Source organism: Streptomyces sp. SID13726, from assembly GCF_010548375.1.
Lineage (GTDB): Bacteria > Actinomycetota > Actinomycetes > Streptomycetales > Streptomycetaceae > Streptomyces.
The window spans coordinates 276708-293527 of sequence record NZ_JAAGLY010000006.1 but is presented as its reverse complement, the minus strand read 5'-3'; the positions used below and the strand labels follow the sequence as shown (position 1 = coordinate 293527).

Below are 16820 nucleotides of genomic sequence, written 5' to 3'. Positions count from 1 at the left end.
GTCGACCATGACCCCCACCACCCAGACCGAGGTGCCGCCGCCGACGCGCGGCACCCCCGAGGACGCGGCCCCCGCACCGGTCATATCCGTACGCGGGCTGTGGAAGGTGTTCGGGCCGAAGGCGGACCAGGTACCCGAGTCCGAGGAGCTGTGCGGGCTCAGCCGCCGCGAGCTGATGGACCGCACCGGCTGCACCGCCGCCGTGCGCGACGTGGACTTCGAGGTCGCGCCCGGCGAGGTCTTCGTCGTCATGGGGCTGTCCGGCTCCGGCAAGTCCACTCTGGTGCGCTGTCTGACCCGACTGATCGAACCCACCGCGGGCCGGATCGTGTTCGAGGGCGAGGACATCCGCGAGGCCGACGACCGGCGCCTGCGCGAACTGCGCCGCAACAAGTTCTCCATGGTCTTCCAGCACTTCGGTCTGCTGCCCCACCGCCGCGTCGTCGACAACGTGGCGTTCGGGCTGGAGATCCGCGGCATGGGCAGGGCCGAGCGCACCCGGCGGGCGCTGGAGGTCGTCGAACTCGTGGGCCTCGCCGGCTACGAGAACTCCTACCCCGACCAGCTCTCCGGCGGCATGCAGCAACGCGTGGGCCTGGCAAGGGCGTTGGCCGGCGATCCGGACGTGCTCCTGTTCGACGAGCCGTTCTCCGCGCTCGACCCGCTGATCCGCCGGGACATGCAGAGCGAGGTCATCCGGCTGCACCACGAGGTCGGCAAGACCATGGTGTTCATCACCCACGACCTCTCCGAGGCCCTCAAACTCGGCGACCGCATCCTCATCATGCGGGACGGCAGGACGGTCCAGTGCGGCACCGGCGACGAGCTGGTGGGCGCCCCCGCCGACGACTACGTACGCGACTTCGTGAAGGACGTGCCGCGCGGCGACGTCCTGACCCTGCGCTGGATCATGCGCCCGGCGACCCCCGAAGACCCCCTGGACGGCCCCGAGTTGGGCCCCGACGTCGTCGTACGGGAAGCGACCCGGGCGGTGCTCGCCGCCGAGAAGCCCGTCAAGGTCGTCGAGGGCGGCAAGCTGCTCGGCATCGTCGGGGACGAGGAGATCCGCGCGGTGGTCGCCGGGCAGGAGGGCGACACACGATGACCGTCGCCGTCGAGAAACCCGAGGCGACACGGCAGCCCGCGCCACCCCCGCCCGCCGCCCCCGTGCGCCGGATCAGCCGGTCCATGGTGGTCGCCGCGATCCTGGTCGTCTGGCTGGTCCTCTTCGCCGTACTGCGCGGCAGGCAGACGCTGTCGCTGGCCGCGTCCGACCTCACCGACCTGCACCGCTGGCTCAACGACGTCAACGACTCCATCGGCGCCGACCGCAACTCCAACCCGCTCTTCCTCTACTTCTTCAACGAGATCCGGCTGGTCATCGACAACCTGGTGACCTTCGTCCAGGACCTGATCTCGCAGCCGTCCGGCGACCGGCCGGTCCCGCAGATCGGCTGGCTCGGCGTGGTCGGGCTCGCCGGGTACGTCTCCTGGGCGGTCGGCAACTGGCGGGTCGCGCTGCTGACCGTGGCCGGGTTCACCTTCTTCGGGCTCCAGGGCCTGTGGCAGGAGTCCATGGACACCCTCGCCCTGACCCTCTCCGCGGTCCTCGTGGCGCTGCTGTTCGCGATCCCGCTCGGCGTGTGGGCGGGGCTGTCCGACCGGTTCCACCGGATCATGACGCCCTTCCTGGACTTCATGCAGACGATGCCGACCTTCGTCTATCTCGCCCCGCTGACCCTGTTCTTCCTCATCGGCGGCGCCTCCGCCACCATCGCCACCGTCATCTACGCCGCCCCGCCCGCGATCCGCATCACCGCGCACGCCATCCGCTCCGTGCCCGGTACGACGGTCGAGGCGGCCGTCTCCATGGGCGCCACCCGCCGCCAGTCCCTGCTCAAGGTGCTGCTGCCGATGTCGAAGCGGACCGTGGTGATGGGCGTCAACCAGACCATCATGGCCGCCCTGGCCATGGTGACCATCGCGGCCCTCATCGACGCCCCCGGCCTGGGCAAGACCGTCGTCCAGGCCCTCCAGTCCCTCGACGTCGGTACGGCCTTCAACGCGGGCCTCGCCATCGTCGTCATGGCGATCGTCCTGGACCGGGTGACCACCGCGGCCAGCGGACGCGCGGAGGCCGCCCGGCGCTCCGGCGGCCCGCTGCTCAAGTGGCGGCGGCAGCTGCTCGTCGGCGATGTCGTGGCGGCGGCCGTCCTCCTCTATCTCTCGCACACCTATGTATGGGCGGCCGAGTTCCCCGGCGACGGGGGCACCGGAAGCAACATCGCCCAGGCCGCGGACGACGTGACCGGCTGGGTGCAGGACAACCTGTCGGGCCTGACCAACGCCTTCCGCGACATCGTCACCAACGGACTGCTCAACCCGTTCCAGACCCTGCTCACCGACTCCCCGTGGTGGCTCGTCGGCGCCGCCCTGATCGGCGTCGGCACGGTGCTCGGCGGTCGGCGGGCCGGTCTCACCACCGCCGTCTGCGTGGGCCTGCTGGTCGGCACCGGCCTGTGGTCGGATGCCATGACGACACTCGCCTCGACCGCCGTGGCGACCGTGCTGGTGATGCTGCTCGGGGTGGTGTTCGGCGTCTGGATGGGCCGGAGCGCGCTCGTGGACCGGGTGCTGCGGCCGACCCTGGACGCGGCCCAGGTCATGCCGCCGTTCGTCTATCTCGTGCCGTTCCTCGCACTGTTCGGGGCGACCCGGTTCACCGCCATCGTCGCCGCCGTGGTGTACGCGGCCCCGGTCGCCATCAAGATCATCGCGGACGGGGTACGAGCCGTACCCGCGACCACCGTCGAGGCGGCCACCTCGACCGGCTGCAACACCTGGCAGATCATCACCAAGGTCCAACTGCCCATGTCCCGCGGGGCGTTGACGCTCGCCACCAACCAGGGTCTGATCTACGTGCTGTCGATGGTCGTCGTGGGCGGCCTGGTGGGCGCGGGCGCCCTCGGCTACGACGTCGTCGCCGGGTTCTCGCAGGGACAGCTGTACGGCAAGGGGCTGGCGGCCGGGCTCGCCATCGTCCTGCTCGGCGTCATGTTCGACCGGATCACTCAGGCAGCGGCTCGCCGCACCAGCGCTTAAGGAGCACGACACGATGGCAAGACACTGGCGGGCCGCAGCAGCCGGCATCGCGGTCCTCGGTCTCACCCTCACGGCCTGCGGCGGCGCCAAGGTCGGCGACTCCTCGGACGCCGGTGACTCGGGCAGTCCGGGCAAGTGCGGCACCTTCAACCTCGCGGTCAACCCCTGGGTGGGCTACGAGGCGGACGCCGCGGTGGTCGCGTACGTCGCCGAGAAGGACCTCGGCTGCAAGGTCACCAAGAAGGACCTCAAGGAGGAGATCGCCTGGCAGGGCTTCGGGACCGGCGAGGTCGACGCCGTCCTGGAGAACTGGGGTCACGACGATCTGAAGAAGAAGTACATCACCGAGCAGAAGACCGCCGTGGAGGCCGGCTCGACCGGCAACAAGGGCATCATCGGCTGGTACGTGCCGCCGTGGCTGGCCAAGGCCCACCCCGACATCACCGACTGGAAGAACCTCGACAAGTACGCCGCGCAGTTCAAGACCTCGGAGTCCGGCGGCAAGGGCCAGCTCCTCGACGGCGACCCGTCGTACGTCACCAACGACGAGGCGCTGGTCAAGAACCTGAAGCTGGACTTCAAGGTGGTGTACGCGGGCAGCGAGACCGCGCTCATCCAGGCGTACCGCAACGCCGAGAAGAACAAGGAATGGGTGATCGGCTACTTCTACGAGCCGCAGTGGTTCCTCTCCGAGGTGCCGCTGGTCAAGGTCGACCTGCCCGCCTACAAGACCGGCTGCGACGCCGATCCGGCCAAGGTCGCCTGCGACTACCCGGTCTACGACCTCGACAAGATAGTCAGCGCCAAGTTCGCCAAGTCGGGCAGTCCCGCCTACGACCTGGTGAAGAAGTTCAACTGGACCAACGACGACCAGAACACCGTGGCCAAGTACATCGCGGTGGACAAGATGACGCCGGACGCGGCGGCCAAGAAGTGGGTCGACGCGAACCGGGCGAAGGTCGACGCCTGGATCAAGTAGGTCGGTCGGCAGGGCCCGGTGGGCGGCGCGCGAGGGTGCGTGCCGCCCACCGGGCCCTGCCGTTCTCCGGGCCCTCGTGGACGCCGTTCCCCGACGTCACGGGGGCTCTTGACACCCCTCCGCACGGCAGGCACATTGAGTTGCGCAGCCTGAATCGTGTTGCGCACAAAGCAACTTAACCGGAGGTGCGGCGATGGCGGGACCCCGAGTGGTCATCATCGGAGCGGGCGTCGTCGGGGCGGCACTCGCCGACGAGATCTCCGCGCGCGGCTGGACCGAGGTGACCGTCGTCGACCAGGGCCCGCTGCCCGCCACCGGGGGCTCGTCGTCGCACGCCCCGGGCCTGGTCTTCCAGGCCAACCCCTCCAAGACCATGACCGAGCTGGCCCGCTACACCGTCGAGAAGCTCTGCTCCCTCGACGTCGACGGACAGCCCTGCTTCCTCCAGGTCGGCGGCCTGGAGGTGGCGACCACCCCCGAGCGCGTCGCCGAGCTGCACCGCCGGCACGGCTGGCTCACCTCCTGGGGCATCGACTCGCGGATCCTCACCGCCGACGAGTGCGTCGAGCGGCACCCCCTGGTCAACCGCGACCGGGTCCTCGCCGGCCTCCACATCCCGACCGACGGCCTCGCCAAGGCCGTCCTCGCCGTCGAGGCGCAGATCCGCCGGGCCACCGAGCGCGGGGTGACGTTCCTGGCCCGCCACGAGGTCCTGGACATCCGCCAGGCCGACGGCGAGGTCACCGGCGTCGTCACCGACCACGGCGACCTGGAGGCCGACATCGTCGTCTGCTGCGCCGGCATCTGGGGCCCCCGGATCGCCCGCATGGTCGGCATGAACCTCCCGCTGACCCCGCTCGCCCACCAGCTCGCCTGGACCGGCCCGGTCCCCGAGCTCGCGGGCCAGACCGAGGAGGCGGTCCGCCCGATCCTGCGCCACCAGGACGCCGACCTCTACTACCGCGACCGCTACGACACCCTCGGCATCGGCTACTACGGCCACCGCCCCATGCCGGTCACCGCCGACGAGATCCTCTCCTTCGACGAGGCCGAGCCGATGCCGTCCGTCCTGAAGTTCACCGAGGACGACTTCGCGGACGCCTGGACCGAGACCCGCTCCCTGCTCCCCGCCACCCGCGCCGCCGAGATCGACGAGGGCATCAACGGCCTGTTCTCCTTCACCACCGACGGCCTGCCCCTCCTCGGCGAGTCCCCGGACGTCAAGGGCTTCTGGGTCGCCGAGGCCGTCTGGGTCACCCACTCCGCGGGCGTCGGCCGGGCCGTCGCCGAGTGGCTGGTCGACGGGCACTGCTCGTCCTTCGACCTCCACGAGTGCGACGTCAACCGCTTCGAACCGCACCAGCTCGCCCCGGAGTACGTCCTGGCCCGCGACTGCCGGAACTTCGCCGAGGTCTACGACATCCTCCACCCCCTCCAGCCCTCCGGCGACCCCCGCCCCATCCGCACGAGCCCCTTCCACACCCGCCAACAGGAGCTGGGCGCCTTCTTCCTGGAGGCGAACGGCTGGGAGCGCCCGCAGTGGTACGAGGCCAACGCGGGCCTCGTGGAAGGCCGTTCGATCGTCACCCCCAACGACTGGGCCGCCCGGTACTGGTCGCCGATCGTCGCCGCCGAGGCCCAGGTCACCCGCGAGACCGTCGCGATGTACGACATGACGGCCCTCAAGCGCCTGGAGGTGAGCGGACGCGGCGCGGCCGACTTCCTGGAGCGGCTGTGCACCGGCAAGGTCGCCAAGTCCGTCGGCTCGGTGACGTACACCCTGCTGCTCGACCACGACGGCGGCATCCGCAGCGACGTCACCGTCGCCCGGCTCGCCCCCGACCTCTTCCAGATCGGCGTCAACGGCAACCTCGACCTCGACTGGTTCACCCGCCACCTCCCCGCCGACGGCACCGTCCAGGCCCGCGACATCACCGCCGGCACCTGCTGCATCGGCCTGTGGGGACCGCTCGCCCGTGACGTCCTCCAGCCGCTCACCGACGCGGACTTCTCGGCGACCGGCCTCAAGTACTTCCGCGCCAAACACGCCTACATCGGCTCCGTCCCGGTCACCGCCATGCGCCTGTCCTACGTCGGCGAACTGGGCTGGGAGCTGTACACCACCGCCGACCTCGGCCAGAAGCTCTGGGACACCCTCTGGCAGGCGGCCCGCCCCCTCGGCGGCATCGCGGCCGGCCGCGGCGCCTTCAACAGCCTCCGCCTGGAGAAGGGTTACCGCTCCTTCGGCACCGACATGACCTATGAGCACGACCCGTACGAGGCCGGCGTCGCCTTCGCTGTCCGGCCCGACAAGGAGGACTTCACCGGCAAGGCGGCCCTGGAACGCCGCAGCACCGCCGTGCACCGCCGCCTCACCTGCCTGACCATCGACGACCCCCGCTCCGTGGTCATGGGCAAGGAGCCGGTCTACGACGGCCCGAACCCCGTCGGCTACGTCACGAGCGCGGCGTACGGCTACACGGTCGGCAAGGGAATCGCGTACGCCTGGCTGCCGGCCGAACTGAGCGAGCCCGGCAAGGTGGTCCACATCGGCTACTTCGACGAGCGCATCGAGGCGGTCGTGGCGGAAGAGCCCCTGTTCGACCCGAAGATGACACGCCTACGGGGCTGAAGGCGCGGGGAACGACGCGACAAGCCACGACGGACCCGCGGATGAAAGTCAGCCCAAGTACCCCAACTTGCGGCTCAATTCATCCGCGGCCGAGACCACCACCGACGCGATCTCCCGCATCCGCTCCGAGGTGAGCCGAAACGCGGGCCCCGACACGGTGAGCGCCGCGACGGTCTCCCCGTCCCGCGAACGCACGGGCGCGGCCATCGCGTTGAGCCCCTCCTCGTACTCCTCGACCGTCATCGCGTACCCCTGCTCCCGCACCGTGACCAACTCCGCCTCCAGCTCCTCGCGGGAGGTCACGGTCCGGGGCGTGAAACGGTCGAGCCCGCTCGCGGTGACGAGTGCGTCCCGGCGCCCGGCGTCGAGGTGGGACAGCAGCACCTTGCCGCTCGACGTGCAGTGCATCGGCGTGAGCCGCCCGACCCAGTTCTGCGCGGTGATCGAGGAACGCCCGCGCACCTGGTCGAGGTTGATCACGTGATGGGATTCGAGGACCGCGATGTTCATCGTCTCGCCCAACTGCTCGGCGAGCCGCTCGCAGATCCCGCGGCCGTGCTTGGTGACGTCTATGCGTCCGGTGACCGCTCCGGCGAGGCGGACGATCCCGAAGCCGAGGCGGTACTTGCCGCGCTCGCCCTCCTGCTCCACCATCCCGTGCGCCTCCAGGGCGCCGAGCAGCCGGAACGCGGTGGACTTGTGGACGTCGATCGCCTCGGCCACTTCACTGACGCCCGCCTCGCCGCGCTGGGCCAGGATCTCCAGCACGGTGACGGCCCGGTCGACGGACTGCACACCGCCCCCGGACGCCCCCGCGGACTCGGTGCCGTAGCTGTTCATGGCGGAACCTTATGCGAACAGGTCAACAGTGGTCAGCGGAAGACGACCGTGCGACGGCCGTTGATCATCACCCGGCTCTGGCTGTGCCATTCCACGGCCCGGGCCAGCACCTGTGCCTCGACGTCACGTCCGAGGGTGACCAGGCTCTCGGGGCTCTGGGCGTGGTTCACGCGGATCACGTCCTGCTCGATGATGGGCCCCTCGTCGAGGTCCGGGGTGACGTAGTGGGCCGTGGCCCCGACGAGCTTGACCCCGCGCTCGTGCGCCTGCACGTAGGGCCGCGCGCCCTTGAAGCTCGGCAGGAACGAATGGTGGATGTTGATCGCCCGGCCTTCGAGCTGCTTGCACAGGTCGTTCGAGAGGATCTGCATGTAGCGGGCGAGGACCACGAGGTCGACGTCGAGCGCGTCGACGAGTTCGAGCAGTCGCGCCTCCGCCTCGGGCTTCGTCTCCGGGGTCACCGGCACATGGTGGAAGGGGATGCCGTAGCTCTCGGCGAGCGGGGCGAAGTCCCGGTGGTTGGAGACGATCGCCGGCACCTCGATGGGGAGCGCGCCGGTGCGCTGGCGGAACAGGAGGTCGTTCAGGCAGTGGCCGAACTTCGACACCATGATCAGGGTGCGGGTCGGGGTCGACGCGTTGTTCAGCTGCCAGCTGATCCGGTACGCCTCCGCGACCGGCGCGAAGCCGGAGCGCAGGTCCTCCAGGGAGGTGGCCGGGTCCGAGACGTCGAAGTGCACGCGCATGAAGAAGCGGTCCTGGAGCCCGTCGTCGAACTGCTGGCTCTCCTGGATGTTCCCGGAGTGCCGGACGAGGAAGCCGGTGACGGCATGCACGAGCCCGGACCGGTCGGGGCACGAGAGGGTCAGTACGAACTCCCGGTCGGGGTGCGGTCGAAGAGCCACTGAGTCCTCCCGAGTGTGCGTAATACGCAACTGCATGACTGATACGCAACATGGTCTCGGCTCGGGCCGCCCGCGGTCAAGGGTTCGCCCCGGCTCGGGTGCGGTGCCGTCGCCCGGCCTTGTGTGACCGGTCACATGCGTGCCAGGATTGTGAGCGGTCACATGGTCGGTGTCACGGAAAAGGAGAACACGTTGACCGCTGCCGTCCCGGAAACCGGGAGCACCCGTCTCTGGTCCCACCCGGAGCTCGGCCTTGAGGCCGTCCGGGACAGCGCGGGCCGGGTCCGGCTGGGGGTGCCCGGTCAGGAACGGGCGGCATTGGTCCCGCTGGTCGAGGTCACCGCCACCGGGCACGGACGCCTGTGGTCGGGGGAGCGCTTCATCGAGACCGCCATCGGCGACCGTCTGACCTGTCGCGACCACGAGTCGGTCCGGGAGGGCGGTCGCGAGCGTACGACGATCCGGCTGGCCGACGCCGAGACCGGCCTGGTCGCCGAGGTGCACCTGGAGACGGCTCCGGGAGCCCGCTTCCTGCGCTCACGGGTCCGCCTGGTCAACGAGGGCACCGCACCGCTCCGGCTGGAGAGCGTGTCCAGCCTGACCCTCGGCGGCATCACCGACGCCGGGGACGGCCTCGACGGACTGACCCTGCACTGGGCGGACAACGACTGGCTCGCCGAGTGCCGTTGGCACGCCGCCCCCTTCCGCGACCAGCTGGTCTCGCTGAGCCGGTCGGCCCACGGCCGTGACGGTCGCGGCTGCTTCGAGCGCTGCTCGCAAGGGAGTTGGTCGACGGGGCGCCATCTGCCGATGGGCGCGCTCACCGACCGTTCCGGCCGCAGCTGGCTGTGGCAGATCGAGTCCAGCGCCGGGTGGCGTTTCGAGACCGGTGAACGCGAAGGCGCCGCGTACGTCGCCCTGTTCGGCCCGGACGACGCCCACCACCAGTGGCACCACACCCTCGCGCCGGGCGAGGAGTTCCACACGGTCCCCGCTGTCCTCGTCCGGACCGGGGCCGGTGGTCTCGATGCCGCTTTCGGTGAACTCACCGACCACCGCAGGCTGTTCCGCCGGAGCCACCCCGACCACCGCGCCCTCCCGGTGATCTACAACGACTACATGAACACCCTCATGGGCGACCCGACCACCGGGAAACTCCTCCCGCTCGTCGAGGCGGCCGGGCGGGCCGGTGCCGAGGTCTTCGTCATCGACGCCGGCTGGTACGACGACGACGCCCAGGGCTGGTGGGACGCGGTCGGCGCCTGGGAGCCCGCCCGGGGGCGCTTCCCCGGCGGCATCCAGGAGGTGCTGGACGCGATCCGGGACCGGGGCATGGTGCCGGGGCTGTGGCTGGAGCCCGAAGTCGTGGGCGTGCGCAGCCCGTTGGCGAGGACCCTGCCCCCCGAGGCGTTCTTCCGGCGCGGTGGTGTCCGTGTGACGGAACACGGGCGGCACCACCTGGACCTGCGCCACCCCGCCGCCCGGGCCCACCTCGACGCGGTCGTGGACCGGCTGGTCGGCGAGTGGGGCGTCGGGTACCTCAAACTCGACTACAACATCAACTCCGGCCCCGGCACGGAGAACGGCCCCGAGAGCCCCGGCGCCGGACTCCTCGGCCACCACCGCGCCCACCTCGACTGGATGTCCGGCCTCCTGGACCGCCACCCCGGCCTGGTCCTGGAGAACTGCGGCTCCGGCGGCCTGCGCATGGACTACGCCCAACTCGCCCTAACCCAGCTCCAGTCCACCAGCGACCAGCAGGACCCCCTGCGCTACCCGCCCATCGCCGCCTCCGCCGCCACCGCCGTGGCCCCCGAACAGGCCGCGGTCTGGGCCTACCCCCAGCCCCACCACACCCCCGACGAGATCGCCTTCACCCTCACCGGCGCCCTCCTGGGCCGAATCCACCTCTCCGGCTTCCTCGACCGCATGACCGACGACCAGTTCACCCTCGTCCGCTCGGCGATCGACGTCTACAAGTCCATCCGCCCCCAGATCCCCGCATCACACCCCATCTGGCCGCTGGGCCTGCCGGGCTGGGAGGACGCCTGGATCGCACACGGCCTGCGGGGACGCGAAGCCACGTATGTCGCGGTCTGGCGACGGGAACGCCCTGACGCACCGGCCAGCCGTGCCCTGCCGCTTCCTCATCTGCGCGGTGTGCGGGCACGTGCCGAGGTGTTGCAGCCCGTGGATGCTGGTGCCGGGGTCGAGTGGGATGCGGAGAGCGGGGTGCTCACGGTGACGCTGCCGCGCGCCGACACGGCGGTGTTGGTGAGGTTGAGCCAGGGCTAGGGGCCGTGCGGCGGATCAGGTCGGCCGTAGGGGGCCGTTGAGCCGGCTGCGTGTGCCCTCGCCGTCGAGAACCGGCGGAACCCGATGCCCTGGTTCCGCCGCCGGTCAGGGGATCCCCGGCCGGTGAAGCACCGGTGAAAACCCAGTGGAAGCCCTGTCAGTGCCGCCGCTTATGCTGCACCGAAAGATCACGCGGGACCAGGGGAGGGCGCTGCATGTTGGGCAAGCTGTTCGGGAGGGGCGCGGAGAGATCCGCGGTGGATCCGCACGCGCTTCCGGCCTCGCGCAGGCAGAAGAACGGCATGTACAAGCTGCGCGCGCTGGGGGACGCGCGGGTGCTGGCGCTGGTGGAGGCCGCCGACGCCGGTGACTGGGACGGGGTGAAGGAGGCGCTCGCGCCCTTCGACCTCGGCCGCGACCACCATGTCCTGGGCGAAGTGGCGGAACTGGACGGCGTGCAGGACTGGATCGGCCGGGCCGTCGAGGAGGACAAGGAGCACCGGGCGACGGCCCTGCTGATATCGGGGGCCCGCCACATCAACTGGGGCTGGGAGGCGCGTACCGCCGCGCGGGCCGTGCACGTCACGCGCGAGCAGTGGCAGATCTTCTACGAGCGGCTGGAGATCGCCGAGGAGCAGCTGCTCGAAGCCGCCGAGCTGCGGCCTGACTGGGTCACCCCGTGGCGCCGCCTCCTCACCTCGGGACGCGGCATGTCGCTGGGCCCCGCGGTCAACGAGACCCGGCGCGACGCCGCCCTGCGCCGCGACCCGCTGGACCTGGCGACCCACATCGAGTGGGTGTCGCAGCTCCAGCCCCGATGGAGCGGCGAGGCCGGACAGGCGCTGGCGTTCGCCCGCGAGGCCTACGCGGGCGCACCCGACGGACACCGGCTCGGCTGTGTGATCGCCATGGCGCACATCGAGGAATGGGTGGAGTCCGACGACAAGAACTGCCTCGTCACCCCCGACACCCAGGACGAACTCCTGGAGGCCGCCGAGCGCAGCATCCTGCACCCCGACTACGTACGGCGCCCGGGCTGGCAGGAGGACTTCAACATCTTCGCCATGGCCCTGTCGCTGGCCTCCGAGCGCATCGCGCTGCCCCGCGTCTTCGACGAGCTCGAAGGCGCCTACACATCGTGGCCGTGGAAGTACATGACAGAGCCGGAAAAGAAGTACGCCCGCGCCCGGCGCAACGCCTGACCGCGCCCGCCACCACTCCTCGACCACCACCACGGACTGCCCGATGACTCTGCCCGAAACCCCTTCGAGCCCGGCCACCGCCGACCGCACCTTCCAGGTGGACCTGCGCGGCCTCGTCGACCTCCTCTCCCACCACCTCTATTCGAGCCCCCGCGTCTACCTGCGCGAACTCCTCCAGAACGCCGTGGACGCGCTGACCGCCCGGCACGCCCTCGAACCGGCCGCCGCCCAGCGGTTCGGCATCCGCGTCCACGCCGACGGCAAGGTCGTACGCGTCGAGGACGACGGCGTCGGACTCACCGAGGCCGACGTGCACACCTTCCTCGCCACCATCGGCCGCAGCAGCAAGCGCGCCGAGAAGATCGCCGAGCAACGGGCCGACTTCATCGGCCAGTTCGGCATCGGCCTGCTCTCCTGCTTCCTGGTCGCGGACGAGATCCACGTCCTCAGCCGTTCCGCCCGCACCCCCGACGCACCCACCGTGGAGTGGCGGGGCCGCGGCGACGGCAGCTACACCGTCCGCACCCTGCCCGCCTCCGCCCGCCCCCGGCCCGGCACCACCGTCACCCTGACGCCCCGCGCCGACGCGGGCGAGTGGACCAGCCCCGTCCAAGTACAGGCGCTGGCCCGCCACTTCGGCTCCCTGCTGCGCCACCCGGTGACCTTCGACGACGGCACCGGCGGCCCGGGCGCACCCGTCAACCCCGAGCCCGCGCCCTGGGCGCGCACGTACCCCACACCGGGAGCGCGTTCCCGCGCACTGGCCGGGTACGGCGAGGAGGTCTTCGGGTTCACCCCGCTGGACACCATCGAGCTGGACCTGCCCGCCGTGGGCCTGAAGGGCATCGCGTGCGTGCTGCCCGAGACGGTGCCGGCCGGGCGCCGCCACGGCCACCGCGTGCACGTCAAGGGCATGCTGCTGTCCGAGCAGGCCGAGGAGATCCTGCCCGACTGGGCGTTCTTCGTGCGCTGTGTCGTCGACGCCGAGAGCCTGCGCCCCACGGCGTCCCGCGAGTCCCTGTACGAGGACGACACCCTCGCCGCCGTACGCGACGCCCTCGCCGAGCGGCTGCGCGCGTGGATCGCCCGGGCCGCCGCCAGCGACCCGGAACTGCTCGGCCGTTTCCTCCAGGCCCACCACCTGGCCGTGAAGTCCCTCGCCGTGCACGACGACGAGATCCTGCGGATGCTGCTGCCCTGGCTGCCGTTCGAGACCACCGACGGGCACTGCACCCTCGACGAGTTCGCGCGCACCCACCGCACGGTGCTCGTCACGTCCAGCGTGGAGGAGTTCCGGCAGGTCGCCGCCATCGCCTCGGCCGCGGGACTCGGTGTCGTCAACGGCGGCTACACCTACGACCGTGAACTGGTCCACCGGCTGCCCGAGATCCGGCCCGAGGCCACCGTCGCCGACCTCGACCCGGCGACCCTCACCGCCCATCTCGACCCCGTCGACCGGGAGACGGAGCTGGCCGCCGCGGCCTACCTCGCCCAGGCCCGCGACGCCCTCGCCGTCTTCGAGTGCGATGTCGCGCTGCGCACCTTCCAGCCCGCGTCCGCCCCCGCCCTCCTCGTCGACAGCCGCGAGGCCCGCCACGAGCGCACCCGCTCCCAGCTCGCCCGCGAGCAGGAGGGCGGCCTGTGGGGCGACATCCTCGGCGCCCTGCGCCAGGAGGCACCCCGGGCCCAGCTGATCCTCAACCAGCTCAACCCGCTGGTCCGCACCGCCGTCACCATCGGTGAACCCGAGCTGGCCCGCACCAGCGCCGAAGCCCTCTACGGCCAGGCCGCGATGCTGTCCCGGCGTCCGCTCAGGCCCGCCGAGTCGAGCCTCATCAACCGCTCGTTCCTCGACCTTCTCGCCCACGCCCTCCGCAAGGACAGCTGACGATGCCCACCGCACCCCAGACCACCGCCGAGCTGTACCAGGCGCTGGAGGAGAACGACCGGCGCCCCTACGGCCGCACCCGCACCGTCACCGCCGAGGAACTCGTCGACGCCGCCGAGCAGTTCGAGGAGCCCGGCCCGCTGATCCACGCGCTCCTCGAACTCCAGGAGGCGTACACCTACGGCTCCGAGCCCCGGAAGTCGCCGGTCGTCTTCGCCCGGCTGCTCACCCTCTTCGACTCGCAGCCCGACCTCTTCGACGACCGGCTGCGCCACCTGCTCTTCTGGCGCTTCAAGTGGGTGGCCCACGCGCTGCGCCAGCTCCCCGAGATACCGCTGGCCAGCCTGCGCCAGTGGCTGACCGAGATGCGCGACCGCTACGAGAAGGCCGGCCTCGGCCTCCAGCCCTACTACAGTCAGGCGTTCCAGCTCGCCCTGCACGTCGGCGAGGGCACCGCCGACGCCTACGAGCTGTGGGCGGGCCGCACCCGCACCCGGCTCAGCGACTGCGAGGCCTGCGAGATCTGTGAGCGGGCCCGCCACCACCTCGCCGGGGGCGACGACGAGCGGGCCCTGAGCACCTGGGAACCCGTCCTGGCCGGGAAGGAGTCCTGCCAGGAGGAGCCCGCCCGTTCCATCTCCCACGCCCTGCTCCCCCTGCTGCGCACCGGCCGCCTCGACCGGGCCCGCGAACTGCACCTCGCCGGCTACCGCGGCTGCCGGCGCAACCCCTCGATGTCCGGCGAGGTCGGCCGCCACCTGGAGTTCTGCGCCCTGACCGGCAACGAGGCCCGCGGCCTGGAACTCCTCGCCGAGAACCGGAACCTGTTCGACGAGGTCGACTCGCCGCTGGACCAGTTCGACTTCCTCACCGGAGTCGAGGTGCTCCTCCAGCGCGTCGAACTCCTCGGCCGCGCCGAACTGCCGACCGTCGGATACCCGGGCCGCACCTGGACGGTGGCCGGTCTGCGCGCCGAGGTGAAGCGCCGCGCCGACGACCTCGCCGCCCGCTTCGACGCCCGCAACGGCACCACGACCCACGCCGACCGCCGCGGCGCCCGCCTCGACCGGGCCCCGCTGCTCGACGCGCTGGAACTGACCCTGCGCACCCGCACCCTCGACGACATCGCCCCGGCGCCCGCCCCGGTCGCGGCGCCCGCCGCCCGTACGACCGCCGCCGTACCCGAGGAGCTGCCCGAACTTATCGCCCGGGCAAGGGAGTTGGACGAGCAGGGGCACCCGGACGCGCGGGCCTGCTGGGCGCGGCTGCGCACACTCGTCGCCGCCCGCGACTACACCCACCCCGACGACCCGGCCGTGGGCCCGCTGGTCCGGCTGCGCGCGGAGCTGCTGGACGAGGAGGCGGACCGGCTGGCCGAGAAGGACGAGTTCGCCGACGCCGTCGCCCTCCACGACGAGGCAGCGGCCCTGTACGAGGCCGCGGAGCTGCCGGGACAGGCGGCACTCGCCCGCGCCTGCGCCCTGCTCTCCACCGCCGAGATCCCGGTGGAGGACGCCGAGGCGATGGGCGCCGCGCTCACCGAGGCGCACGCGTCCCTGGTCCGGCTGCACGAGGAGACACCCGGTCTCACCCCGAACCAGGAGGCCCGTCTGCTGCGGCTGCGGGCGTCCACGTTCGGGCTGCGCCTCCAGGCGACGAGGAGCGAGGAGCACATCGCGCCCGCCCTCGCCGAGGTGGACCTCCTGCACACCTTCGCCACCCGGCACGACGTCGTCGCGCAGATCGCCGGCAGCCTGCTGCTGCGGGCCAGCACCCACGCCATCTCCGGCGACCTGCCCGCCGCGGTCACCGAGACCGACGCCCTGGTCGACCGGCTGAAGACGCACGGCCCCGCCTGGCACCAGCCCCGCGCCCTCGGCCTGCGCGGACGGCTGCGGCTCGGCCTGCGGGACGCGCAGGGGGCGTACACGGATCTCACCGAAGGTCTGCGACTGGCCGCCGAGTGGCCCGCCGACGCCGTCGACACCACCCGCCTCCACCGCGATCTCGCCGAGGCCTGTATGCGCCTGGGCCGCCCCGACGAGGCACTGCGGCACCTGACCCGCTCGGCGGAACTGGACCTGCGCCACGGCAGCAGGATCGACGCGTTCTGCACCTACAGCAACGCGGCACAGCTCAGCCTCGACCTGGGCCGCATCGACGACTGCATCGCGCTGCTCGACTCGCTGCTGGCCGAACCGGACGTCGCCGACGGGGAGTTGGACGACCGGCTCGCCGCCCAGCTGCGTCTGACCCGGGCCCGCGCACTGCACTCGGGGGACGATCTCAAGGCTGCCACCGCGGAGTTCGTCGCCCTCGCGGCCGAGTCCGCGGGCTGGGACGACGACCCGGGCAGCCACGCCATGATCGCCGCGGAGACGGCCGTACTCCTCGCCGAGTCCGGTGAGTTCGACCGGGCAGGCGAGGCCGTGGGACAGGCGATCGCCGCCCACGGCCGGGAGCCCCGCCTCGAGCTGCTCAGCAACAGCCTGCGCGAACTCGCCCGCCTCCAGGCCCAGAAGCAGGGCGCTGACGGACTGCCCGCCGCCCTCGGCCACCTCGGCGCCGCGGGCCGGATCGCCGACGAGGCCCGGGATGCCGGGTATGAGGCCCACGGCCGTTCCCTGGACAGCGCCCTGGCCTACGAGTACGGCCGGGTCAACGCCTACGCGGGCGAGTACGAGGACGCGCTGATCGCCCTGGACAAGGCCCTCGCCCTGCTCGGCGATCCGGGTCCCGAGGACGACCGGGCCGGCGAATGGACCGAGTGCGTCCGCCTCGCGGGCGCCGTGGAGGGCCTCTACCTGGAACGCCCCGCCCCCGCCCTCACCCGCCTCGACGCGGCGATCTCCCACCTGAACGCGCGGGGCCACACGGAGAAGACCGAGCCGCTGACGTCCCTGGCGGCGCGGCTGCGCGACGAGGAGTGACGTACCGGCGGCTCCGGCTGCTGACAAGTCGCCTGCGGAGCCCCGCA

The 16820-nt window shown here is 71.5% G+C and carries 10 protein-coding genes; 8 read left to right on the top strand and 2 right to left on the bottom strand.

Annotated elements, in window-relative coordinates:
• The first annotated feature begins 7 nt into the window (after window positions 1-7).
• The 4 genes from G3I78_RS18440 (at window position 8) to G3I78_RS18425 (ending at window position 6713) form a co-directional block, all read left to right on the top strand.
• Window positions 8-1105: a glycine betaine/L-proline ABC transporter ATP-binding protein gene (locus tag G3I78_RS18440; protein ID WP_164425796.1), complete on the top strand. Its 1098-nt coding sequence runs from the start codon at window positions 8-10 to the stop codon at window positions 1103-1105.
• Window positions 1102-3102 (top strand): ABC transporter permease subunit, encoded by a 2001-nt coding sequence (locus G3I78_RS18435; RefSeq protein ID WP_164425794.1) that lies wholly within the window; start codon window positions 1102-1104, stop codon window positions 3100-3102. The genes G3I78_RS18440 and G3I78_RS18435 overlap by 4 nt, the downstream gene beginning before the upstream one ends.
• A 13-nt stretch (window positions 3103-3115) precedes the next feature.
• Window positions 3116-4081 (top strand): ABC transporter substrate-binding protein, encoded by a 966-nt coding sequence (locus G3I78_RS18430; RefSeq protein WP_164425792.1) that lies wholly within the window; start codon window positions 3116-3118, stop codon window positions 4079-4081.
• Between the two features lie 193 nt (window positions 4082-4274).
• On the top strand, window positions 4275-6713 hold the full coding sequence (locus G3I78_RS18425; RefSeq protein ID WP_164425790.1) for an FAD-dependent oxidoreductase: 2439 nt from the start codon (window positions 4275-4277) through the stop codon (window positions 6711-6713).
• 48 nt (window positions 6714-6761) lie between these two features.
• On the opposite strand, the gene G3I78_RS18420 is transcribed toward G3I78_RS18425, so the two are convergent.
• Both G3I78_RS18420 and purU read right to left on the bottom strand, forming a co-directional pair.
• Window positions 6762-7553 (bottom strand): IclR family transcriptional regulator, encoded by a 792-nt coding sequence (locus G3I78_RS18420; RefSeq protein ID WP_164425788.1) that lies wholly within the window; start codon window positions 7551-7553, stop codon window positions 6762-6764.
• A 32-nt stretch (window positions 7554-7585) separates the two neighbouring features.
• Window positions 7586-8458: a formyltetrahydrofolate deformylase gene (purU, locus tag G3I78_RS18415; protein ID WP_164425785.1), complete on the bottom strand. Its 873-nt coding sequence runs from the start codon at window positions 8456-8458 to the stop codon at window positions 7586-7588.
• A 162-nt stretch (window positions 8459-8620) separates the two neighbouring features.
• Here purU and G3I78_RS18410 point away from each other — a divergent pair, with 162 nt between their 5' ends.
• The 4 genes from G3I78_RS18410 to G3I78_RS18395 all read left to right on the top strand — a co-directional run bounded on the left by G3I78_RS18410 (window position 8621) and on the right by G3I78_RS18395 (window position 16773).
• Complete coding sequence (locus G3I78_RS18410; protein ID WP_164426275.1) at window positions 8621-10753, top strand: glycoside hydrolase family 36 protein; 2133 nt, start codon at window positions 8621-8623, stop codon at window positions 10751-10753.
• Between the two features lie 215 nt (window positions 10754-10968).
• Window positions 10969-11955, top strand: a complete 987-nt coding sequence (locus tag G3I78_RS18405; protein WP_164425783.1) for a hypothetical protein — start codon at window positions 10969-10971, stop codon at window positions 11953-11955.
• A gap of 43 nt (window positions 11956-11998) precedes the next feature.
• Window positions 11999-13843, top strand: coding sequence for an HSP90 family protein (locus G3I78_RS18400; RefSeq protein WP_164425781.1), 1845 nt, complete (start codon window positions 11999-12001; stop codon window positions 13841-13843).
• Between the two features lie 2 nt (window positions 13844-13845).
• On the top strand, window positions 13846-16773 hold the full coding sequence (locus G3I78_RS18395) for a hypothetical protein (protein WP_164425780.1): 2928 nt from the start codon (window positions 13846-13848) through the stop codon (window positions 16771-16773).
• The last annotated feature ends 47 nt before the right edge of the window (window positions 16774-16820 follow it).

Coding starts and splice junctions, on each gene's coding strand:
- G3I78_RS18425 (WP_164425790.1), top strand. CDS start 4,275: ATGGCGGGACCCCGAGTGGTCATCATCGGAGCGGGCGTCGTCGGGGCG.
- G3I78_RS18420 (WP_164425788.1), bottom strand. CDS start 7,553: ATGAACAGCTACGGCACCGAGTCCGCGGGGGCGTCCGGGGGCGGTGTG.
- G3I78_RS18405 (WP_164425783.1), top strand. CDS start 10,969: ATGTTGGGCAAGCTGTTCGGGAGGGGCGCGGAGAGATCCGCGGTGGAT.
- G3I78_RS18440 (WP_164425796.1), top strand. CDS start 8: ATGACCCCCACCACCCAGACCGAGGTGCCGCCGCCGACGCGCGGCACC.
- G3I78_RS18400 (WP_164425781.1), top strand. CDS start 11,999: ATGACTCTGCCCGAAACCCCTTCGAGCCCGGCCACCGCCGACCGCACC.
- G3I78_RS18395 (WP_164425780.1), top strand. CDS start 13,846: ATGCCCACCGCACCCCAGACCACCGCCGAGCTGTACCAGGCGCTGGAG.
- G3I78_RS18430 (WP_164425792.1), top strand. CDS start 3,116: ATGGCAAGACACTGGCGGGCCGCAGCAGCCGGCATCGCGGTCCTCGGT.
- G3I78_RS18410 (WP_164426275.1), top strand. CDS start 8,621: ATGGTCGGTGTCACGGAAAAGGAGAACACGTTGACCGCTGCCGTCCCG.
- G3I78_RS18435 (WP_164425794.1), top strand. CDS start 1,102: ATGACCGTCGCCGTCGAGAAACCCGAGGCGACACGGCAGCCCGCGCCA.